This is a genomic window from Allobosea sp. 05T422_2, from assembly GCF_056396265.1.
Genome location: NZ_JBFTLD010000018.1, coordinates 17,175 through 33,046, shown reverse-complemented (window position 1 = coordinate 33,046; position 15,872 = coordinate 17,175). Strand labels below are relative to the sequence as shown.

Genomic DNA, 15,872 nt, shown 5'->3' with positions numbered 1-15,872 from the left:
AAAAAGCAAAAAGCCCCCCTCCCGAGGGAGAGGGGCGTCGCGTCGCAGCCCGGAGGCTTACTTCGCCTTGTTGCTGTTCGCCGGCTTTCCGGGCGCCGGCGTCGCCGTTGCTGCCGCCGCAGCCGGCTTCTTGCCGAACATGCTCTTCAGATTGTCGAACAGTTCGATCTTCACACCGTGCTTGCGCATGATGAAGCCCTGCTGGACGATCGAGAGCAGGTTGTTCCAGCTCCAGTAGATCACCAGACCGGCCGGGAAAGAGCCGAGCAGGAAGGTGAAGAACACCGGCATCCAGGTGAACATCATCTTCTGCACCGGATCGGGCGGCTCCGGGTTCATCTTCATCTGGATGAACATGGTGATGCCCATGAAGATCGGCCAAGCGCCAATCATCAGCATCGCGGGGACCGCGAAGGGCAGCAGCCCGAACAGGTTGAAGACCGAGGTCGGATCGGGCGCGGCAAGATCCTTGATCCAGCCGAAGAACGGCGCGTGCCGCATCTCGATGGTGATGAACAGGATCTTGTAGAGCGCAAAGAAGACCGGGATCTGCACCAGTACCGGCCAGCAGCCGGCGAGCGGGTTGATCTTCTGGGTCTTGTACAGCTCCATCAGAGCCTGCTGCTGCTTCATCTTGTCGTCGGCGTAGCGCTCGCGAATGGCGAGCATCTCCGGCTGCACCGCCTTCATCTTCGCCATCGAGGCGTAGGACTTGTTGGCGAGCGGGAAGAACAGGGCCTTGAGCAGCACGGTGACGATCAGGATCGAGACGCCGAAATTGCCGACGTGCTTGTAGACCCAGTCCATCACGAAGAAGAGCGGCTTGGTGATGAAATAGAACCAGCCCCAGTCGATCATCAGCTCGAAGCGCTTGATGCCGAGATTCTTCTCGTAGCCGTCGATGGCCGCGACTTCCTTGGCGCCGGCGAAGAGCCGGGCATTGGCGGTCGCGCTGGCGCCCGGCGCGACCGTGACGGCCTCGCCCAGGAAATCGGCCTGGTAGGTGTGCGAATTGCCGGTCTGGACCGAGGAATAGCGCCCGTCATACTTGCGCTGCTGATCGGGGATGACCGCGGCCGCCCAGTACTTGTCGGTGATGCCGAGGAAGCCGCCGACGGCGTCCTTCCAGACCTTGCCGGTGGTGCCGGGCGAGAGCGTCGGCTCCTTGTCGATCTTGTCGTAGGTGTATTCCTGCAGGCCCTGCTCGCCGAGATTGCCGACGAGGCCTTCGTGCAGCACGTAGTAGCCAAGCGTATGCGGCTTGCCGTGGCGAACCACCTGGCCGAACGGATACAGCGTGACCGGCGCACCGCCCTTGTTCTCGACCTCGTCGCGGATCGAGAACATGGCGTTGTCATCGACCGAGATCATCCGCTTGAACAACAGGCCCTGGCCATTGTCCCAGGTCAGCGTCAGCGGCGTACCGGGGCGCAGCACTTGGGCGTCCGCGGTCCAGACGGTCGTCGCATTCGGCAGCACCACATTGGCGCCGGGTGCGGCGACCCAGCCGAAATCGGAATAATAGGCGTTGGGTCCGCCGAGCGGCGAGAGCAGCACGATGTTCGGGCTGCTGCGGTCTACGGTCTCGTGATAGGCCCTGAGCGAGACGTCATCGATGCGCGCGCCGGTGAGCGAGATCGAGCCGGCGATCTTGGGCGTGTCGATCTTGACGCGCGGACCGCGTGCGAGCGCCTGCTCGCGGGTCTCGACAGCAGCGACGGCCTGGGCCGTGCCGGGAGCGGCGGTCGCTGCCGGCTGGCCTGGAACGGTCGCCGGAGCCGGAGTAGCCGACGAGCCCGGCTGGGCCGTCTGGGTCTGCGCCTGCTGGCTCTGCTGCGCGGCMTGCTTCTGCTTTTCCATCTGCGGCACGCCGTAGAAGAACTGCCAGCCGAGCAGCACGACCACCGACAGGGTGATCGCCAGAAGCAGGTTGCGATTGTCTTCTTTCATCATGACCGGAAACGGATCTCGCTGAATGCCCCGAAGGGCTTTTGGCCTAAGGCTGGGGACGGGTGCCACCACTGGTGGGGCGCTTGTCGGTCGGCCTGCGGCCGGGTTTTGCGGGTCTGGCGCGATCGAGTGCGACGGAAAGATCGGCGATCAGCGCGGAAAACGGAGCTGTCAGCACCTCGCGCCGCGCGACGATCACGAGATCGCAGGGCCGGTCGGCCTGGGCGGCAAGGGCTTGTTTCGCGGCGGCGCGCAGACGGCGCCGGATGCGGTTGCGCTCAACGGCATCGCCGACCTTGCGGGAAGCGGTCAGGCCGAGGCGCAGGCCGTGACGGCCTTCTTCACCCGCGGCATCGCGCACCTGCGCCGTGAAGGCAGGCGAACGAAAACGGCGGCCATGCTCGGCCGCCGCCAGAAACTGTTTGCGTTCGGTCAGACGGGCGTGGCGCATGGCGATGGGCCTGTCTTCCGGAAACGGCGCGCAGGTCACGCGCCGGTCGCTCAGGCCGACAGGCGCTTGCGGCCATGCGCCCGGCGGGCGGCGATGACCTTGCGGCCACCCTTTGTCGCCATACGGGCGCGGTAACCGTGGCGGCGCTTGCGAACCAGCTTGCTGGGTTGATAGGTTCTCTTCACGGTCCGTCTCCGGGGCCTTGTTCCGGCATGGCGACCGGGTTCCCGCTGGGGAAAATCGGCCGGCCAAGCCTGTCATGCAAAAGGGGCGGCGCCGCCCGAAAGGCTGCGCAGGTCGCGGGCTTATGGCGGAAGGGCGGGGGCGAGTCAATGCCGAAGGCGCATCCTGCGACGATGCCGCGCGGATCGACAGGCCCGGCTCCTCGGCCCGCCCGTGCCTTGAAGACGTTGATCATCAGGAGCCGCGACGCAGTCGGCGTGCAGAGGGCCTTCGATCGTGAAAAGAGGCAGGGCGTCGCCAGGGGCCGCCCGTGCGGCAAGGCTGACGACGCCGAGGTTCATCGGGCCGGCTCTGTCATAGAGCGGCTCGCGCCGGCGCTGGGGAGGCGGCCGAGCGGCTGGTTTCGGTCAGATGCGATCCTTGATGCCCATGCGCAACATCTCTTCGCGCGGCAAAATCATCTCTTCGCGCGGCAAAATCTCTTCGCGCGGTAGGAGGGGAAGCGCCCGGGCGAACTGCGCGACAAGGCGTAGCTCGCGCTTGCGCTCTCGATCGACATGCACGATATAGCGCCCGGGAGGTTGGCGAGGGACGTCTCACTCGCCAACCGGGTCAGGTCCGGAAGGAAGCAGCCCTAACGAGACCGAACGGGTCTTCGTCCAGCCTCCCACTTTGCGGCTGCCTTGCGCGCTGCTCCCGCTTGCCAGGTCTTCGATCCAAGCCTTGGATCGGGGCCGCTCCTGCCTCGTCCCGGCCGGAGTATTGCAAGTCCGGCGTTGACCGTCGCCTCCCGATTGGCGAAAGCATGCGGATGACCGACGAGACCGCCGCTGCCGATTCCGTTGAAGAGCTGGGTTTTCCCGGCCTCGCGCCAGCGCCCGTCGCGACCGCGGCGCCTTACCGGGTGCTTGCGCGCAAATACCGTCCGGCCCATTTCGGCGACCTGATCGGCCAGGACGCCATGGTGCGTACTCTGACCAACGCCTTCGCCGCCGGCCGCATCCCGCAGGCATGGATGCTGACGGGCGTCCGCGGTGTCGGCAAGACGACCACGGCCCGCATCCTGGCGCGTGCCCTGAATTTCCAGAGCGCGGATGGGGCGGGTGGGCCGACCACCGATCTCTCGCGTTTCGGCTTGCATTGCCGCGAAATCATCGAGGGCAGGCATATCGACGTGATGGAGATCGATGCCGCCTCGAACAATGGCGTCGACAATATCCGCCAGATCAACGACAGCGTGCGCTATGCGCCGGTCTCCGCACGCTACAAGGTCTACATCATCGACGAAGTGCACATGATGACCGGGGCGGCGTTCAATGCCTTCCTCAAGACCCTGGAAGAGCCGCCGCCGCACGCAAAGTTCATCTTCGCCACCACCGAGATCCGCAAGGTGCCGGTGACGGTGCTGTCGCGCTGCCAGCGTTTCGATCTGCGCCGGGTCGATGGCAGCCTGCTCGTCGGCCATCTCTCGAACATCTGCAAGGCCGAAGGGGTCGACGCCGAAGAGGAGGCGCTCGGTGCCGTCGCCCGCGCCGCCGAAGGCTCGGTTCGCGATTCTCTCTCGATCCTCGACCAGGCCATCGCCCATGCGGCCGGCCGAATCACGCTCGAGGATGTGCGCTCCATGCTCGGMCTCGCCGACCGGGCCCGCGTCATCGACCTGTTCGAGTCGGTGATGAAGGGCGATATCGCGGCGGCGCTCGGTGAACTCAKGGCGCAATATGATGCCGGTGCCGATCCGGTCGTGGTGCTGACCGATCTCGCCGAGTTCACCCATCTGGTGACGCGTCTGAAGCTCGTGCCCGAAGCCGCCCGGGATAACGGCCTGAGCCAGGCCGAGCGCGTGCGCGGCAGTGATTTCGCGGCCCGACTGTCGGTGCGCGTGCTGGCCCGCGCCTGGCAGATGCTGTTGCGCGGCATGGCTGAGGTGAAACAGGCCGACAGGCCGGTGATGGCGGCCGAGATGGTGCTGGTCCGTCTCACCCATGCGGCCGACCTGCCGACGCCCGACGAGGCCATGCGGATGCTGCGCGACGGCAATGGCTCTCCCGCCGGATCGGGCAATGGCGGGGGGGGCGCAGCGCCCCGCCCTCCCTCCGGTGGCGGCAACACGGCGCTCGCGGCACGGCCTGTGCTCGCCAGCGCGAACCCCGCGCCCGCTGCCGCCCCTCGTGCGGTTGCGGCCCMGGCCGTGCTCGTCGCTTCGATCGAAGATATCGTCGCGCTCGCCTCGCAGAATCGCGACATCACCTTGAAGATTGCGCTCGAGCGCGATGTGCGGCCCGTTCGCTTCGAACAGGGGCGGATCGAGTTCGCCCTGGTCGAAGGTGGTTCACGCACGCTCGCCAATGATCTGTCGCGCCGCCTCAAGGAATGGACGGGACAGACCTGGATGGTCGTCATCGTCAATACGGAGGGGGGCGCGACGCTGCGCGAGCAGGCCGTTGCCGCCAAAGACCAGCGCGAGAGCGACGCTGCCGCTCATCCAGCGGTGAAGGCTGTCCTGGAGCGCTTTCCCGGCGCCCGCATTGTCAACGTGCGCGATCCGCGCGCGGCTGAAGCTGCCGAGGCGCAATCCTCGGGCTCGGCCGACGATGATTACATGTCTGATGCCGAGCCGCTGTTCGACGACAGCGAGCCGGATTTCGACGGCGTCGATTTCTGACACTTTCGCATACGGAGAGACACCATGCGCGACATGATGGGCCTGATGAAGCAGGCGCAGCAGATGCAGCAGAAGATGGCCGATGTTCAGGCCGAGCTCGACACGATCGAGGTCGAGGGCGCCTCCGGCGGCGGCATGGTCACCGTGACGATGACCGCCAAGGGCGCGCTCAAGTCGGTCCGGATCGACCCGAGCCTGATGATGGCCGACGAGCGCGAGATACTCGAGGATCTGATCGTCGCGGCCAGCACCGACGCCCGCGCCCGCGCCGAGCGGGTGATGCAGGAGCGCATGGCTGAGATCACCAAGGGCCTGCCGATCCCGCCCGGCATGAAACTGTTCTGAGCTGCAGGCCCGCATGTCACGCGCCATTGCCGGCCCCGAGATCGAGCGGCTGATTCAGCTTCTCGCCAAGCTGCCGGGCCTCGGGCCGCGTTCGGCCCGGCGCGCTGCCCTGCATCTCGTCAAGAAGCGCGAGCAGCTTCTGGGCCCGCTCGCCGAGGCCATGGCGACCGCGCGCGAACGCATCGTCGTCTGCACGACCTGCGGCAATATCGATACCAGCAATCCCTGCTCGGTCTGTCGCGACGCCCGCCGCGACGATGGGGTGATCGTCGTCGTCGCGGACGTCTCCGACCTATGGGCGCTCGAGCGCTCGGGCGCTGTTTCAGGGCGCTATCATGTTCTGGGCGGCGTGCTCTCGGCGCTCGACGGCATCCGGCCCGAGCACCTGACGCTCGATGCGCTGGTGGCCCGTGCCTCCGACCCGGCCGTGAAGGAGGTCATCCTGGCGCTCAACGCCACGGTCGACGGGCAGACCACGGCGCATTTCATCACCGATCTGCTTGCCCATTTGCCGGTCAAGGTGACGAAGCTCGCCCATGGCGTGCCGGTCGGCGGCGAGCTCGACTATCTCGACGACGGCACGCTCGCTGCCGCCATTCGCCAGCGCACGGGCTTCTGATCCGGGCTTCGTCMCGTCAGAACTTGTAGCTCAGGCTCGTGCGGACGCTATGCAGCGTCGAATCCTGATCGGTCGTCACGCCAAGGAAGGCGCCGCGCGCCAGGCGGTTGAACCGGCCGAAATCGGTGTAGCGGTATTCGACGCCGGCGATCAGGTGGTCGGTCAGCGCAAAGGAAAGACCGCCGCCCACGCTCCAGCCCGAGCGCGATGTCTGGGCGCTGTCACGTGCTCCCGAAGCCGGATCGAAGAGCTGCTGGTCGAACTCGGTGAAAGTCGCGCCACCCGTGGCATAGATCATGAAGCGGTCCATCGCAAAGCCCAGGCGACCGCGCACCGAAGCCTGCCAGTCGCGTTTMACCTCACCGATGCCGAGGGCATGACGGAAGCGCCCATCGCTATTCAGGGCCTCGATATCGCCTTCGATGCCGAGGACATAGGAGCCGAACTGGTAATTGAAGCCGGCATGTCCGCCGCCGAGCACCGAATCGGTATCGGAGGTGAAAGCCGCGCCGATGCCGTTGGCGGCGATGAAGCGGGTGCGCTCCGAGCCCCAGGAATAACCGATCTGGCCGCCGGCGTAGAACCCGGTCCAGGAAAAGAATTCCGGCAGTGCAGGAGCCGGCGGCAGCGTGCCCTTGCGATAGGGCATGTCCGCCGCGGAGGCCGCGCCGCCAGCCAGAAGTGCGAGGCTCGCAAGGCCGGCTTTCAGGAACATCTTCATCGCAGGTCTCTGTATGTCGTTCGCCGATCGGGTGGCCAGATGCGGTGCCTCCCGTCATCCGGGACGAGGAGGTCGCAAGCCTTTGCTGACGCATGTGAAGCGCGCGTTTTCTGGCTCTGATTAGGAACTGTTAAGGTTAACAAACGGATAAGCGGCCTGGGGTGGCCCGCCGCGCAGGGAACAAACTCGTCGTCCGCCCGGTTTGCCCTAGGCTGGTGCCAGGCCGCGTGTCGACCCACCGCGGCGGCGGAGACTTTTCATGGCCTTCTTGAAACGCATCACGGGCGCAGCGGGCGCGGGGGTGGCGCTGGGCTACGTGGCCGAGGCGATCTCGCGCTGGCGTGCGCGGCCTTCGCGAGAGGAGGTTGCACGCGGCCGCGACGCGGCTTCGCCGCTCGAGATGACCTGGCTTGGCTGGAAGGATGTCCTGCTGCGCTTTGCCGGCAATGTTGCCGATAACCGTCTCAGTTCTCTGGCTGGTGCGGTCGCCTTCTTCACCTTGCTTTCGCTTGTCCCGGCGCTCTCGCTCCTTGTCGCGCTGTACCGCTATTTCACCGACCCGCTGACCATCGCCGGCCAGCTCGACAGCCTCACCACGGTCTTTCCAACTGCCGCACGCGAGTTGATCCGCGAGCAAGCGATGCGGCTTGCGACACAATCCAGCACCGGCCTGTCCCTTGCTGTCCTTGTCAGCCTGCTCGTGGCGGCCTGGAGTGCGAACGCCGCGGTGAAGGCGGTCTTCGATGCGCTCAACATCATCTATCGCGAACGGGAGAAGCGCAGCTTCTTCAAGCTGAACCTGATCTCGCTGCTGACCACGCTGAGCGGGGTCGTGCTGCTGATGGCGGCGCTGATCGCGATCGCCATCCTGCCGGTCATCTCCGCGTTCTTCCCGTTCCACTACGAACTCGAGCAACTGGTCCGGCTGGTGCGCTGGCCGACCTTCGTCGTGATGGCGACGCTGGCGATCGCCTGCCTCTACTGGATCGGACCGAGCAGGCGGCGGCCGCGCTTCGCCTGGGTCATGCCAGGCGCGATCGCCGCCTCGCTGCTCTGGGCGGCCGCGTCATGGGCCTTCTCCTGGTATGTCGGCACGCTCGGCAATTACACGGCGACCTATGGCTCGCTCTCGACGGTGGTGGTCTTCATGACCTGGCTCTGGCTGTCGGCGATGATCGTGCTCGCCGGTGCCGAACTCAATGCCGAACTYGAGCATCAGACCGAGCGCGACACCACGATCGGGCGACCCAAGCCTCTCGGCCGCAGGGGCGCGACCATGGCGGACAGGGTCGGTGCTGCCATGGCGGACGAGTAGGCGATGCTGGATCCCGACGACACGCGCCAGAGCGACCTGCGCAGCGGTTCGAGCCCCTGGCGCACAGATGCCGGACATCCGCGAGGCGAGACGCTCGAAGCGGATATTCGCTGCGACGTGGCGATCATCGGCGGCGGCATCACGGGGGCGATGCTGGTGGAACATCTGACCGCGCGTGGGCGGCAGGTCGTGCTCGTCGATCGTGAAAGACCAGGCTTCGGCAGCACGGTGGCCAGCACTGCGATGCTGCAATGGGAGATCGACCAGCCCTTGCGGCGGCTTTCGGCGCTCTACGACTTCGAACGGGCGGCGGATATCTATCGGCGCAGCCTTCGGGCCGTGGCGGGGCTTCGTGAGCTGGTCCTGGGCCAACAACTGCGCTGCGCCTTCCATCCCCGTGACACGGTCTATCTCGCAGCTGGCGAGACCGGGGCGCGTGAATTGCTGGACGAGCATCTCCTGCGGGAGCGCGCTGGCCTGCCCGGCTCCCTGCTCGGCCATGACCTGCTGCTGCGCGAGTTCGGGTTCGACCGGGCGGCAGCCATCGTCTCGCCCGGATCGGCGGAAGCAGACCCCCTCAGCCTGTGCCATGCCCTGCTCGGCGTGGCGGCAGCGCGGGGCGCGCGTCTTATCCGCGACGAGGCGGTGGCATTCGATGGCCAGGGTCGCTCCGCCATGGTCCAGCTCGGCGCTGGCCACACGATCGAAGCCGGTCATGTCGTCCTGGCAGCCGGCTATGTCATGCCAGATTGCGTCCGGAGCGATCTGCATCGCATCGCCTCGAGTTGGGCATTGGCGACGCAGCCGCAGCCCGCACAGGCGCTCTGGCCTCGGCGTGCGCTCGTCTGGGAGGCTTCGACGGACTATGTCTACTGCCGGACCACGGCCGATGGAGGCATCGTCATCGGAGGCGAGGACGAGGGGAGCGATGACGCCGATCTGCGCGAGCGTCTCGGGCCGGAGAAGACAGAGGCGCTGCTCGGCAAGCTCGCGGCCCTTGTGCCGGCTGCGCGGCTCTCGCTTGCTCACACCTGGTCCGGGGCCTTCGGCCAGACCGGGGACGGGTTGCCGCTGATCGGGCGGGTCCCTGGCCAGCCACGCCTGCTGGCGGCCTATGGCTATGGCGGCAACGGCATCACCTTCAGCTTCCTCGCGTCTCGTCTCCTCGGCGCCCTGCTAGAGGGCAGGGAGGAGGCCTGGTTCTCTGATTTTGCGATCGACCGGCCGAGCCCGGTCTGACGGCCCCGCGATATTGCGCGGCTGCAATCTTGGTCTTGCCATGCCAAGGGGCGACAATGGCTCGGTTTCTTGCCATTTGAAGACTGCGGCGGACGTCGGGCCGCATCATTTTCGGAGGCGGCGATGCTCACGGTTAAGGACAAGGTTTCGTCACCGGTACGGCTTGAGGCCTATGACGCGCCCCTTCACATTGGCGCGGTCTCCTTGCGGGTGCGCGATCTGCCGCGCCTGACGGCCTTCTATCGCGACGCGATCGGGCTGACGCTGATCTCGGAAGAGCCCGGCCTCTCCGTGCTCGGTGTCGACGGCGTGCCGCTGGTGCGGCTCGAAGGGGGGGCGAGCGCACCGGTATCGGCCGCCGGCCTCTTCCATCTCGCGATCCTGCTGCCATCGCGCCGTGACCTCGCCAACTGGCTGGCGCATGCGGCCAGGACCCGAGTGCCGCTGGAAGGCGCCTCGAACCATCTCGTCAGCGAGGCGCTCTACCTCTCCGATCCGGAAGGCAACGGCATCGAAATCTATCGTGATCGCAGCCGGCCGGAATGGCCGCGACTTGATGGCGGCGCCATCAAGATGTCGACCGATCGGCTCGATCTCGACCTGCTCCTGCGTGAGTCGGACGGAGCCGCCTATCCCGGCATGCCGACTGGCACGGGCATGGGGCATGTTCATTTGCGCGTCGGCGACACCGCGCAGGCCGAGGGCTTCTACCGCGATGGGCTCGGTTTTGACGTGATGGTGCATTATCCCGGCGCCAGCTTCCTCGCGACCGGTGGCTACCATCACCATATCGCCGTCAATGTCTGGGGCAGCCGGGGGGCAGGCCTGCGGGCTGACAGCGATGCGGGGCTCGCGAGCTTCGAGCTCGTCGCCGCCGACGACCCGGCCTTCGCGGCGATGCGGACGCGGATGATCGCTGCCGGCGGTCGTGATCAGGGAGGCACCGTCACCGTTGCCGACCCCTGGAATAACCGTCTGATCCTGCGTCGCTAACGGATCGGCCCGAAAAGTGGGGCGCGGTTTTCGGGAAAGCCGATGCAAACACGAAAGCCTCGGCCCGAAAGGTGGGGTGCGGTTTTCGGGACGCCGATCCAGGCTTCGATCCTAGCGCGTGAGCAGATGGCTGCGGCGTGTACCGCCGCCATCGGGCTTGAAGCCCATGGCTTCCCAGAAAGCGGCCGCGCCGGAATCCGCAGCGTTGAGCGAGAGCCTCGGCGCCAGCGACAGCCCTTGTTGCACGAGTGCGCTCGCCAGCAGGCGGCCGACGCCTCGGCGCCGGCCGGTCGGCCGGACATAGACATGGCGAATGCGCAGGAGGTCGGGCGCTGGGTCATAAGGGTCCGGCGTCACCGCGCCGATCGCGGCGAGCACCCCATCGCGAAACACCGCAAACAGGGCATTCCGCTCGTCGGCGTCACGATAACGGCCGGATTGCCACTCGTCCCGCAAACCGTCGACGAAGCGGTAGCCTTCGGCCGCCGCTTCGTCCTGCAGGGCAGAAAAATCGTCCGGCAGCGTTTCGCTGAGCCGGACGACCTGAAGCGCGCTGGAGATCACAGGCCTTCGAAGAGAGCGCTCGAAATATAGCGCTCGGCGAAGGAGGGGATGATCACGACGATGGTCTTGCCTTCGTTGCCGGGACGCGCGCCGATTTCCAGCGCGGCAGCGACTGCCGCGCCCGAGGAGATGCCGGCCGGAATGCCTTCGAGGCGGGCCAGCGCGCGAGCCGTGTCGAAGGAGGTCTGGTTGCCGACAGTCACCACCTCATCGATCACCGAGCGATCGAGCACGCCGGGAACGAAACCGGCGCCGATGCCCTGGATCTTGTGCGGACCGGGTTGGCCGCCGGAGAGAACCGGGGAGTCTTCAGGCTCGACCGCGATGACCTTCAGCCCGGGCCGGCGGGGCTTCAGCACCTGGCCGACACCGGTGATCGTGCCGCCGGTGCCGACACCGGAGACGAAGATGTMGATTTCGCCGTTGGTGTCGTTCCAGATCTCTTCGGCGGTCGTCCTGCGGTGAATCTCGGGGTTGGCCGGATTCTCGAACTGCTGCGGAATGATCGCACCCGGGATCTCGGCCTTGAGCTCTTCGGCCTTGGCCACGGCACCGCGCATGCCGCCCGGGCCGGGCGTCAGCACGAGTTCGGCGCCGAGCAGGGCCAGCATCTTGCGACGCTCCAGCGACATCGTCTCCGGCATGACCAAGATCAGGCGGTAGCCGCGCGCGGCAGCGACGAAGGCGAGCGCGATGCCGGTATTGCCCGAGGTCGGCTCGATCAGCGTGCCGCCCGGCTTCAGAACGCCTGAGGCTTCGAGCGCATCGACCATGTTTACGCCGATACGATCCTTGACGCTGGAGATCGGGTTGAAGAATTCGAGCTTGGCAAGGATCGTCGCCTTGACGCCGCGTTCTGCCGGGAGACGGTTCAGCCGCACCAGCGGAGTGTCACCGATCGTATCGGTGATCGACTCATAGACCCGGCCTCGACCGGGCGCCTTGTCCTGTGCGGGATTGAGCTTCTGTGCTGCTTCGGCCATAGCGGCCTCCMTTGCGTCATATGGTCAGGATGGAAGGGCTAACGTATTTCACATCTTATGTCGAATAATTAGTTTAATAACATAATTATATTGTGAAATCGGCTCTCTGGGCGATCTCTCCGAAGACCGACTTCTGCTCGGACTGGCGACAGAGATCTTCGACGGTGACGCTGTCGAGCTCGGCCAGGAAGGCATCGGTCGCCCGCCTCAGCGCCGGGCCGACCACCTCGTCGATAAGGCGGGACTGCGGCAGGGGCGTGGTTTCATCGCTCGTTTCCTGCATGGCCGCACGCGCGATATCGCCGGCGGTGATGCGGCGGCGTTCGCGAGCGAGCTCATAGCCGCCGCGCGGACCGCGCACGCCCTTCAGGATGCCGGCGCGCACGAGCGCCTGCAGCATGGTTTCGAGATGGCGCGGCGGCAGGTCGTGGCGTGCAGCCAGGAATTTGGCGGCGACGGGCGACGGGCGAGCATGCAGCGCGATATCGACGACTGCGGCGACGGCGAGGAGGCTGCGGTGCGAGAGCGGCATCATTGGCCGCCACCTTGCGCCGTCGCCTTGCTCCCAGCGATGCCGGTCGAGCMGAAGCCGCCGTCCCCGCGCGCGGTCTCGTCGAGTGTGGCAGCCTCGACCAAGGCCGCCTGTGAGACCGGGGCKACCACGAGTTGGGCGATGCGGTCGCCGTGCCGGATCACGAAGTCTTCTGCGCCGAGATTGATCAGGATCACCTTGATCTCCCCACGATAGTCGCTGTCGACGGTGCCGGGCGAATTCAGCACCGTGACGCCATGCTTGAAGGCGAGGCCCGAGCGCGGCCGGACCTGCGCCTCGAAACCCTGCGGCAATTGCAGCACGATCCCCGTCGGGATGAGACCGCGTCCGCCCGGCGCCAGAACGCAGGGCTCATCGGCGGCCAGGGCGGCACGGAGGTCCATGCCGGCGGCGCCGCTGCTCTCATAGGCCGGCAGCGGCAGGTCGGCGCCATGGGGCAGGCGCTTGATGGGAAGCGTGACCATGGCGCTCAGCGGTCCGTCTTGCTGGCCTGCGGCATKCGCGCCAGATGCGCAATCAACCGGCTCGCGACCTCGCCCTTGGGCAGGGTCGGCCAGGTTTCGACATTGTCGGAGGTGACGAGATGCACGGTGTTGGCGTCGCCGCCCATCACTCCGGTGCCGCCGACATCGTTTGCGACGATCAGGTCGCAGCCCTTCTTTGCCAGCTTGGCGCGGGCATAGTCGATCACGCGGTCGGTCTCGGCGGCGAAGCCGACGACGAGGGCGGGGCGATCGATCTCGCGTGCGGCGATCGTCGCCAGGATGTCCGGGTTCTCGACGAGGGCGAGGGCAGGCGCGCTCGCGCCGGCCTGCTTCTTGAGCTTGCCGGGCGCCTCTTCCGCAACGCGCCAGTCGGCGACCGCGGCGGCGAAGATCGCGATATCCGCCGGCAGCGCGCCTTCGACTGCGGCCAACATATCGCGGGCGGATTCGACATGGATCGTGGTCACCCCCTCCGGATCKGCGATCGCGACCGGGCCGGACACCAATGTCACGCTGGCGCCCGCGGCCGCGGCGGCGGCTGCGATCGCGTGACCCTGCTTTCCGGAGGAGCGGTTGGCGATGTAGCGCACGGGGTCGATCGGTTCATGCGTCGGCCCGGAGGTGATCAGCACGCGCTTGCCGGCGAGCAGCTTGGGGGMACCGGACGCGCCGCCCGGACTGCGACCGAGGAAGCCGATCGTTCCACCCGGGGAGAGCCGGGTTTCGCCGGCCAGCGCCTGTTCGATCGCCGCCAGCAGCTCATGAGGCTCGGCCATGCGGCCGGGTCCGTTCTCGCCTCGCTCGGCCATGGCACCGGAGTTCGGCCCGACGACGAGCACCCCGTCCTTCTCGAGCTGCGCCATGTTGCGCCGTGTCGCCGGATGCTCCCACATGCGCGGGTTCATCGCGGGCGCGATCAGGATGCGCTTGTCGGTGGCGAGCAGGGCCGTCGAGGCAAGGTCATTGGCAAGGCCCGTCGCCATCTTGGCGATCAGGTCGGCGGTCGCGGGAGCGACGACGACCAGATCGGTCGAGCGCGACAGCGCGATATGGCCGATATCGGCTTCGTCGGTCAGCGAGAACAAATCGGTGAAGCAGCGTTCGCCCGCCAGCGACGATACGGCGAGCGGCGTCACGAACTCTTCGCCGGCTTTGGTCAGGATGCAGCGCGAGGTGATGCCGTGGTCCTTCAGGCGCCGGATCAGCTCCAGCACCTTGTAGGCGGCGATACCCCCGCCGATGATCAGCAGGACGGAGCGAGATGCGGACAAGGGCGGGCTCCCGAGGCAAGAAGCCCTTCACCTAGCATCGCGGAGGCGCGGCTGTCATGGGGCGGACGTGCAGGGGCCTCTAGCGGAAGGGCGGCTCGTCGAAGGAACGCAGCTTGCGTGAATGGATCGTGCTGCCGGCTTCCTTGAGCTTCTCCAGCGCTGCAAGTCCAATTTTCAGGTGCTCGCCGACAGCGCGCTCATAGAAGGCGTTGGCGGCGCCCGGCAGCTTGATCTCGCCATGCAGCGGCTTGTCGGAGACGCAGAGCAAGGTGCCGTAGGGCACGCGTAGCCGGTAGCCCTGTGCTGCGATGGTCCCGGATTCCATGTCGACCGCGATGGCGCGCGACAGGTTGATACGGCGGCGCTCCTTGGTCCAGCGCAGCTCCCAGTTGCGATCGTCCTGCGTCACGACGGTACCGGTGCGCAGCCTCTGCTTCAGCCGGTCGCCCTTCTCGCCAGTGACCTCGGCCGCAGCCTGCTGCAAGGCGACCTGGACCTCGGCGAGCGCCGGAATCGGAATGTCCGGCGGCACATGGTCATCCAGGATGCCGTCCTGGCGGAGATAGGCGTGGGCCAGCACGTAGTCGCCGATGATCTGCGTCTGCCGGAGGCCACCGCAATGGCCGACCATCAACCAGCAATTCGGCCTGAGCACCGCGAGATGGTCGGTGATGTTCTTCGCATTGGACGGGCCGACGCCGATATTGACCAGCGTGACGCCTTCGCCTCCAGCGCGGATGAGGTGATAAGCCGGCATCTGGAAGCGATGCCAGGGCGCGGACATCACGCGCTCGGCGGCGCTGACATCGATGCCTTCGCGGTCGATCCGGATCCCGCCCGGCGCGACGAGCGCCTCGGCGGTGCCGGCCTCGATCTCGGCCAATGCCAGCCGCACGAACTGGTCGACATAGCGATGGTAGTTGGTCAGCAGCACCCAGGGCTGCACCATCCGCCAGTCGGTGCCGGTATAGTGGACCAGCCGCCGCAGCGAATAATCGACGCGCACCGCATCGAAGAGCGAGAGCGGGCGTGGCTCGCCCTCGATGATCTCGAAGGTGCCGTCGGCGATCTCGTCGCCGACCAGCGAGAGCAGCGGCGTCGGGAAATGCCGCGCAAGCTCCGCGGGCGAGATCCGGCCGCCGCCCAGTTCGTCGCCGCCCTCGATTGCATAGGGGTAGGGAATTTCCTGGGTGCTGATGCCCGTCTCGATGGTGGCGCCGTATTCCGTCACCAGGGGGTCGAGCTGGTCGAGCAGATAGGTCCGGAACTCGGCCGGCTGGGTCACCGTGGTCGAGTAGATGCCGGGCGCCGCAAATTTGGCGAAGCCGCGGCGTGTCGCTGCGGGCAGCTTCGACGGCTCATAGGTGACGCGCAGCATCGGGTAGCGATAGCGGGCGCGCTCCTCCGGCGTCGGCGGCTGTCTCGTATCGAAGAAGCGTTGGAGATCGGCGCGGAGCGCGTCCTTCGCTTCGGCATAAAGCGCCTCCAACCGGTTGATGGCGTCATGCGGCGTGGCGGCGATCTCGAAGCTCATG

At 66.7% G+C, this 15,872-nt stretch carries 17 protein-coding genes and 1 other RNA gene; 7 read left to right on the top strand and 11 right to left on the bottom strand.

The window, feature by feature from the left end; all coding sequences use genetic code 11:
• Positions 1-57 precede the first annotated feature (57 nt).
• The 4 genes from yidC to AC1DJT_RS05630 all read right to left on the bottom strand — a co-directional run bounded on the left by yidC (position 58) and on the right by AC1DJT_RS05630 (position 3,147).
• Complete coding sequence (gene yidC / locus AC1DJT_RS05645; protein ID WP_476833696.1) at positions 58-1,950, bottom strand: membrane protein insertase YidC; 1,893 nt, start codon at positions 1,948-1,950, stop codon at positions 58-60.
• A 46-nt stretch (positions 1,951-1,996) separates the two neighbouring features.
• Complete coding sequence (rnpA, locus tag AC1DJT_RS05640; protein ID WP_476767495.1) at positions 1,997-2,401, bottom strand: ribonuclease P protein component; 405 nt, start codon at positions 2,399-2,401, stop codon at positions 1,997-1,999.
• Positions 2,402-2,451: 50 nt separating this feature from the next.
• The gene (rpmH, locus tag AC1DJT_RS05635) at positions 2,452-2,586 is read right to left on the bottom strand and encodes a 50S ribosomal protein L34 (protein ID WP_038364779.1); all 135 of its coding nucleotides are present in this window, start codon (positions 2,584-2,586) and stop codon (positions 2,452-2,454) included.
• A 405-nt stretch (positions 2,587-2,991) separates the two neighbouring features.
• Positions 2,992-3,147: a hypothetical protein gene (locus AC1DJT_RS05630; RefSeq protein WP_441490531.1), complete on the bottom strand. Its 156-nt coding sequence runs from the start codon at positions 3,145-3,147 to the stop codon at positions 2,992-2,994.
• Positions 3,148-3,159: 12 nt separating this feature from the next.
• On the opposite strand from AC1DJT_RS05630, the gene ffs reads away from it, so the two are divergent.
• The 4 genes from ffs to recR all read left to right on the top strand — a co-directional run bounded on the left by ffs (position 3,160) and on the right by recR (position 6,213).
• Positions 3,160-3,256, top strand: an RNA gene (gene ffs, locus AC1DJT_RS05625) — signal recognition particle sRNA small type.
• Between the two features lie 139 nt (positions 3,257-3,395).
• A complete protein-coding gene (locus tag AC1DJT_RS05620; protein WP_476833692.1) occupies positions 3,396-5,249 on the top strand; it encodes a DNA polymerase III subunit gamma/tau in 1,854 nt (617 codons plus the stop codon).
• Positions 5,250-5,273: 24 nt separating this feature from the next.
• Entirely contained in the window at positions 5,274-5,594 is a 321-nt protein-coding gene (locus AC1DJT_RS05615) for a YbaB/EbfC family nucleoid-associated protein (protein ID WP_113516833.1), read from the top strand.
• Between the two features lie 13 nt (positions 5,595-5,607).
• Positions 5,608-6,213, top strand: a complete 606-nt coding sequence (gene recR, locus AC1DJT_RS05610; RefSeq protein WP_441490534.1) for a recombination mediator RecR — start codon at positions 5,608-5,610, stop codon at positions 6,211-6,213.
• 16 nt (positions 6,214-6,229) lie between these two features.
• Here recR and AC1DJT_RS05605 read toward each other — a convergent pair whose 3' ends face one another.
• A complete protein-coding gene (locus tag AC1DJT_RS05605) occupies positions 6,230-6,934 on the bottom strand; it encodes an outer membrane protein (RefSeq protein ID WP_441490535.1) in 705 nt (234 codons plus the stop codon).
• 259 nt (positions 6,935-7,193) lie between these two features.
• On the opposite strand from AC1DJT_RS05605, the gene AC1DJT_RS05600 reads away from it, so the two are divergent.
• The 3 genes from AC1DJT_RS05600 to AC1DJT_RS05590 all read left to right on the top strand — a co-directional run bounded on the left by AC1DJT_RS05600 (position 7,194) and on the right by AC1DJT_RS05590 (position 10,481).
• On the top strand, positions 7,194-8,249 hold the full coding sequence (locus AC1DJT_RS05600; RefSeq protein WP_441504997.1) for a YihY/virulence factor BrkB family protein: 1,056 nt from the start codon (positions 7,194-7,196) through the stop codon (positions 8,247-8,249).
• Between the two features lie 3 nt (positions 8,250-8,252).
• The gene (locus AC1DJT_RS05595; RefSeq protein WP_476767497.1) at positions 8,253-9,488 is read left to right on the top strand and encodes an NAD(P)/FAD-dependent oxidoreductase; all 1,236 of its coding nucleotides are present in this window, start codon (positions 8,253-8,255) and stop codon (positions 9,486-9,488) included.
• A gap of 123 nt (positions 9,489-9,611) precedes the next feature.
• Positions 9,612-10,481 carry a VOC family protein gene (locus AC1DJT_RS05590; protein ID WP_441504995.1) on the top strand — a complete coding sequence of 290 codons (870 nt, stop codon included), beginning with the start codon at positions 9,612-9,614 and terminating at the stop codon, positions 10,479-10,481.
• 111 nt (positions 10,482-10,592) lie between these two features.
• Here the strand turns inward: AC1DJT_RS05590 and AC1DJT_RS05585 are convergent, their stop codons facing one another.
• From AC1DJT_RS05585 to AC1DJT_RS05560, 6 genes are all read right to left on the bottom strand, one after another.
• Positions 10,593-11,045, bottom strand: coding sequence for a GNAT family N-acetyltransferase (locus tag AC1DJT_RS05585; RefSeq protein WP_476767498.1), 453 nt, complete (start codon positions 11,043-11,045; stop codon positions 10,593-10,595).
• Positions 11,042-12,028: a cysteine synthase A gene (cysK, locus tag AC1DJT_RS05580; protein ID WP_476833691.1), complete on the bottom strand. Its 987-nt coding sequence runs from the start codon at positions 12,026-12,028 to the stop codon at positions 11,042-11,044. Before cysK ends, AC1DJT_RS05585 begins: the two co-directional genes overlap by 4 nt.
• Positions 12,029-12,113: 85 nt before the next feature.
• On the bottom strand, positions 12,114-12,563 hold the full coding sequence (locus AC1DJT_RS05575) for an RrF2 family transcriptional regulator (protein ID WP_113516840.1): 450 nt from the start codon (positions 12,561-12,563) through the stop codon (positions 12,114-12,116).
• Entirely contained in the window at positions 12,560-13,045 is a 486-nt protein-coding gene (dut, locus tag AC1DJT_RS05570; protein WP_476833690.1) for a dUTP diphosphatase, read from the bottom strand. Before dut ends, AC1DJT_RS05575 begins: the two co-directional genes overlap by 4 nt.
• 5 nt (positions 13,046-13,050) lie before the next feature.
• A complete protein-coding gene (locus tag AC1DJT_RS05565) occupies positions 13,051-14,337 on the bottom strand; it encodes a phosphopantothenoylcysteine decarboxylase domain-containing protein (RefSeq protein WP_476833689.1) in 1,287 nt (428 codons plus the stop codon).
• Between the two features lie 79 nt (positions 14,338-14,416).
• Positions 14,417-15,871 (bottom strand): AMP nucleosidase, encoded by a 1,455-nt coding sequence (locus tag AC1DJT_RS05560; protein ID WP_441504990.1) that lies wholly within the window; start codon positions 15,869-15,871, stop codon positions 14,417-14,419.
• Between the last annotated feature and the right edge of the window lies 1 nt (position 15,872).

What these genes read in the sequence shown, in the direction of transcription:
- rnpA (WP_476767495.1), bottom strand. Translation starts at nt 2,401, where the DNA reads ATGCGCCACGCCCGTCTGACCGAACGCAAACAGTTTCTGGCGGCGGCC.
- AC1DJT_RS05615 (WP_113516833.1), top strand. Translation starts at nt 5,274, where the DNA reads ATGCGCGACATGATGGGCCTGATGAAGCAGGCGCAGCAGATGCAGCAG.
- recR (WP_441490534.1), top strand. Translation starts at nt 5,608, where the DNA reads ATGTCACGCGCCATTGCCGGCCCCGAGATCGAGCGGCTGATTCAGCTT.
- AC1DJT_RS05595 (WP_476767497.1), top strand. Translation starts at nt 8,253, where the DNA reads ATGCTGGATCCCGACGACACGCGCCAGAGCGACCTGCGCAGCGGTTCG.
- AC1DJT_RS05590 (WP_441504995.1), top strand. Translation starts at nt 9,612, where the DNA reads ATGCTCACGGTTAAGGACAAGGTTTCGTCACCGGTACGGCTTGAGGCC.
- AC1DJT_RS05575 (WP_113516840.1), bottom strand. Translation starts at nt 12,563, where the DNA reads ATGATGCCGCTCTCGCACCGCAGCCTCCTCGCCGTCGCCGCAGTCGTC.
- AC1DJT_RS05560 (WP_441504990.1), bottom strand. Translation starts at nt 15,871, where the DNA reads ATGAGCTTCGAGATCGCCGCCACGCCGCATGACGCCATCAACCGGTTG.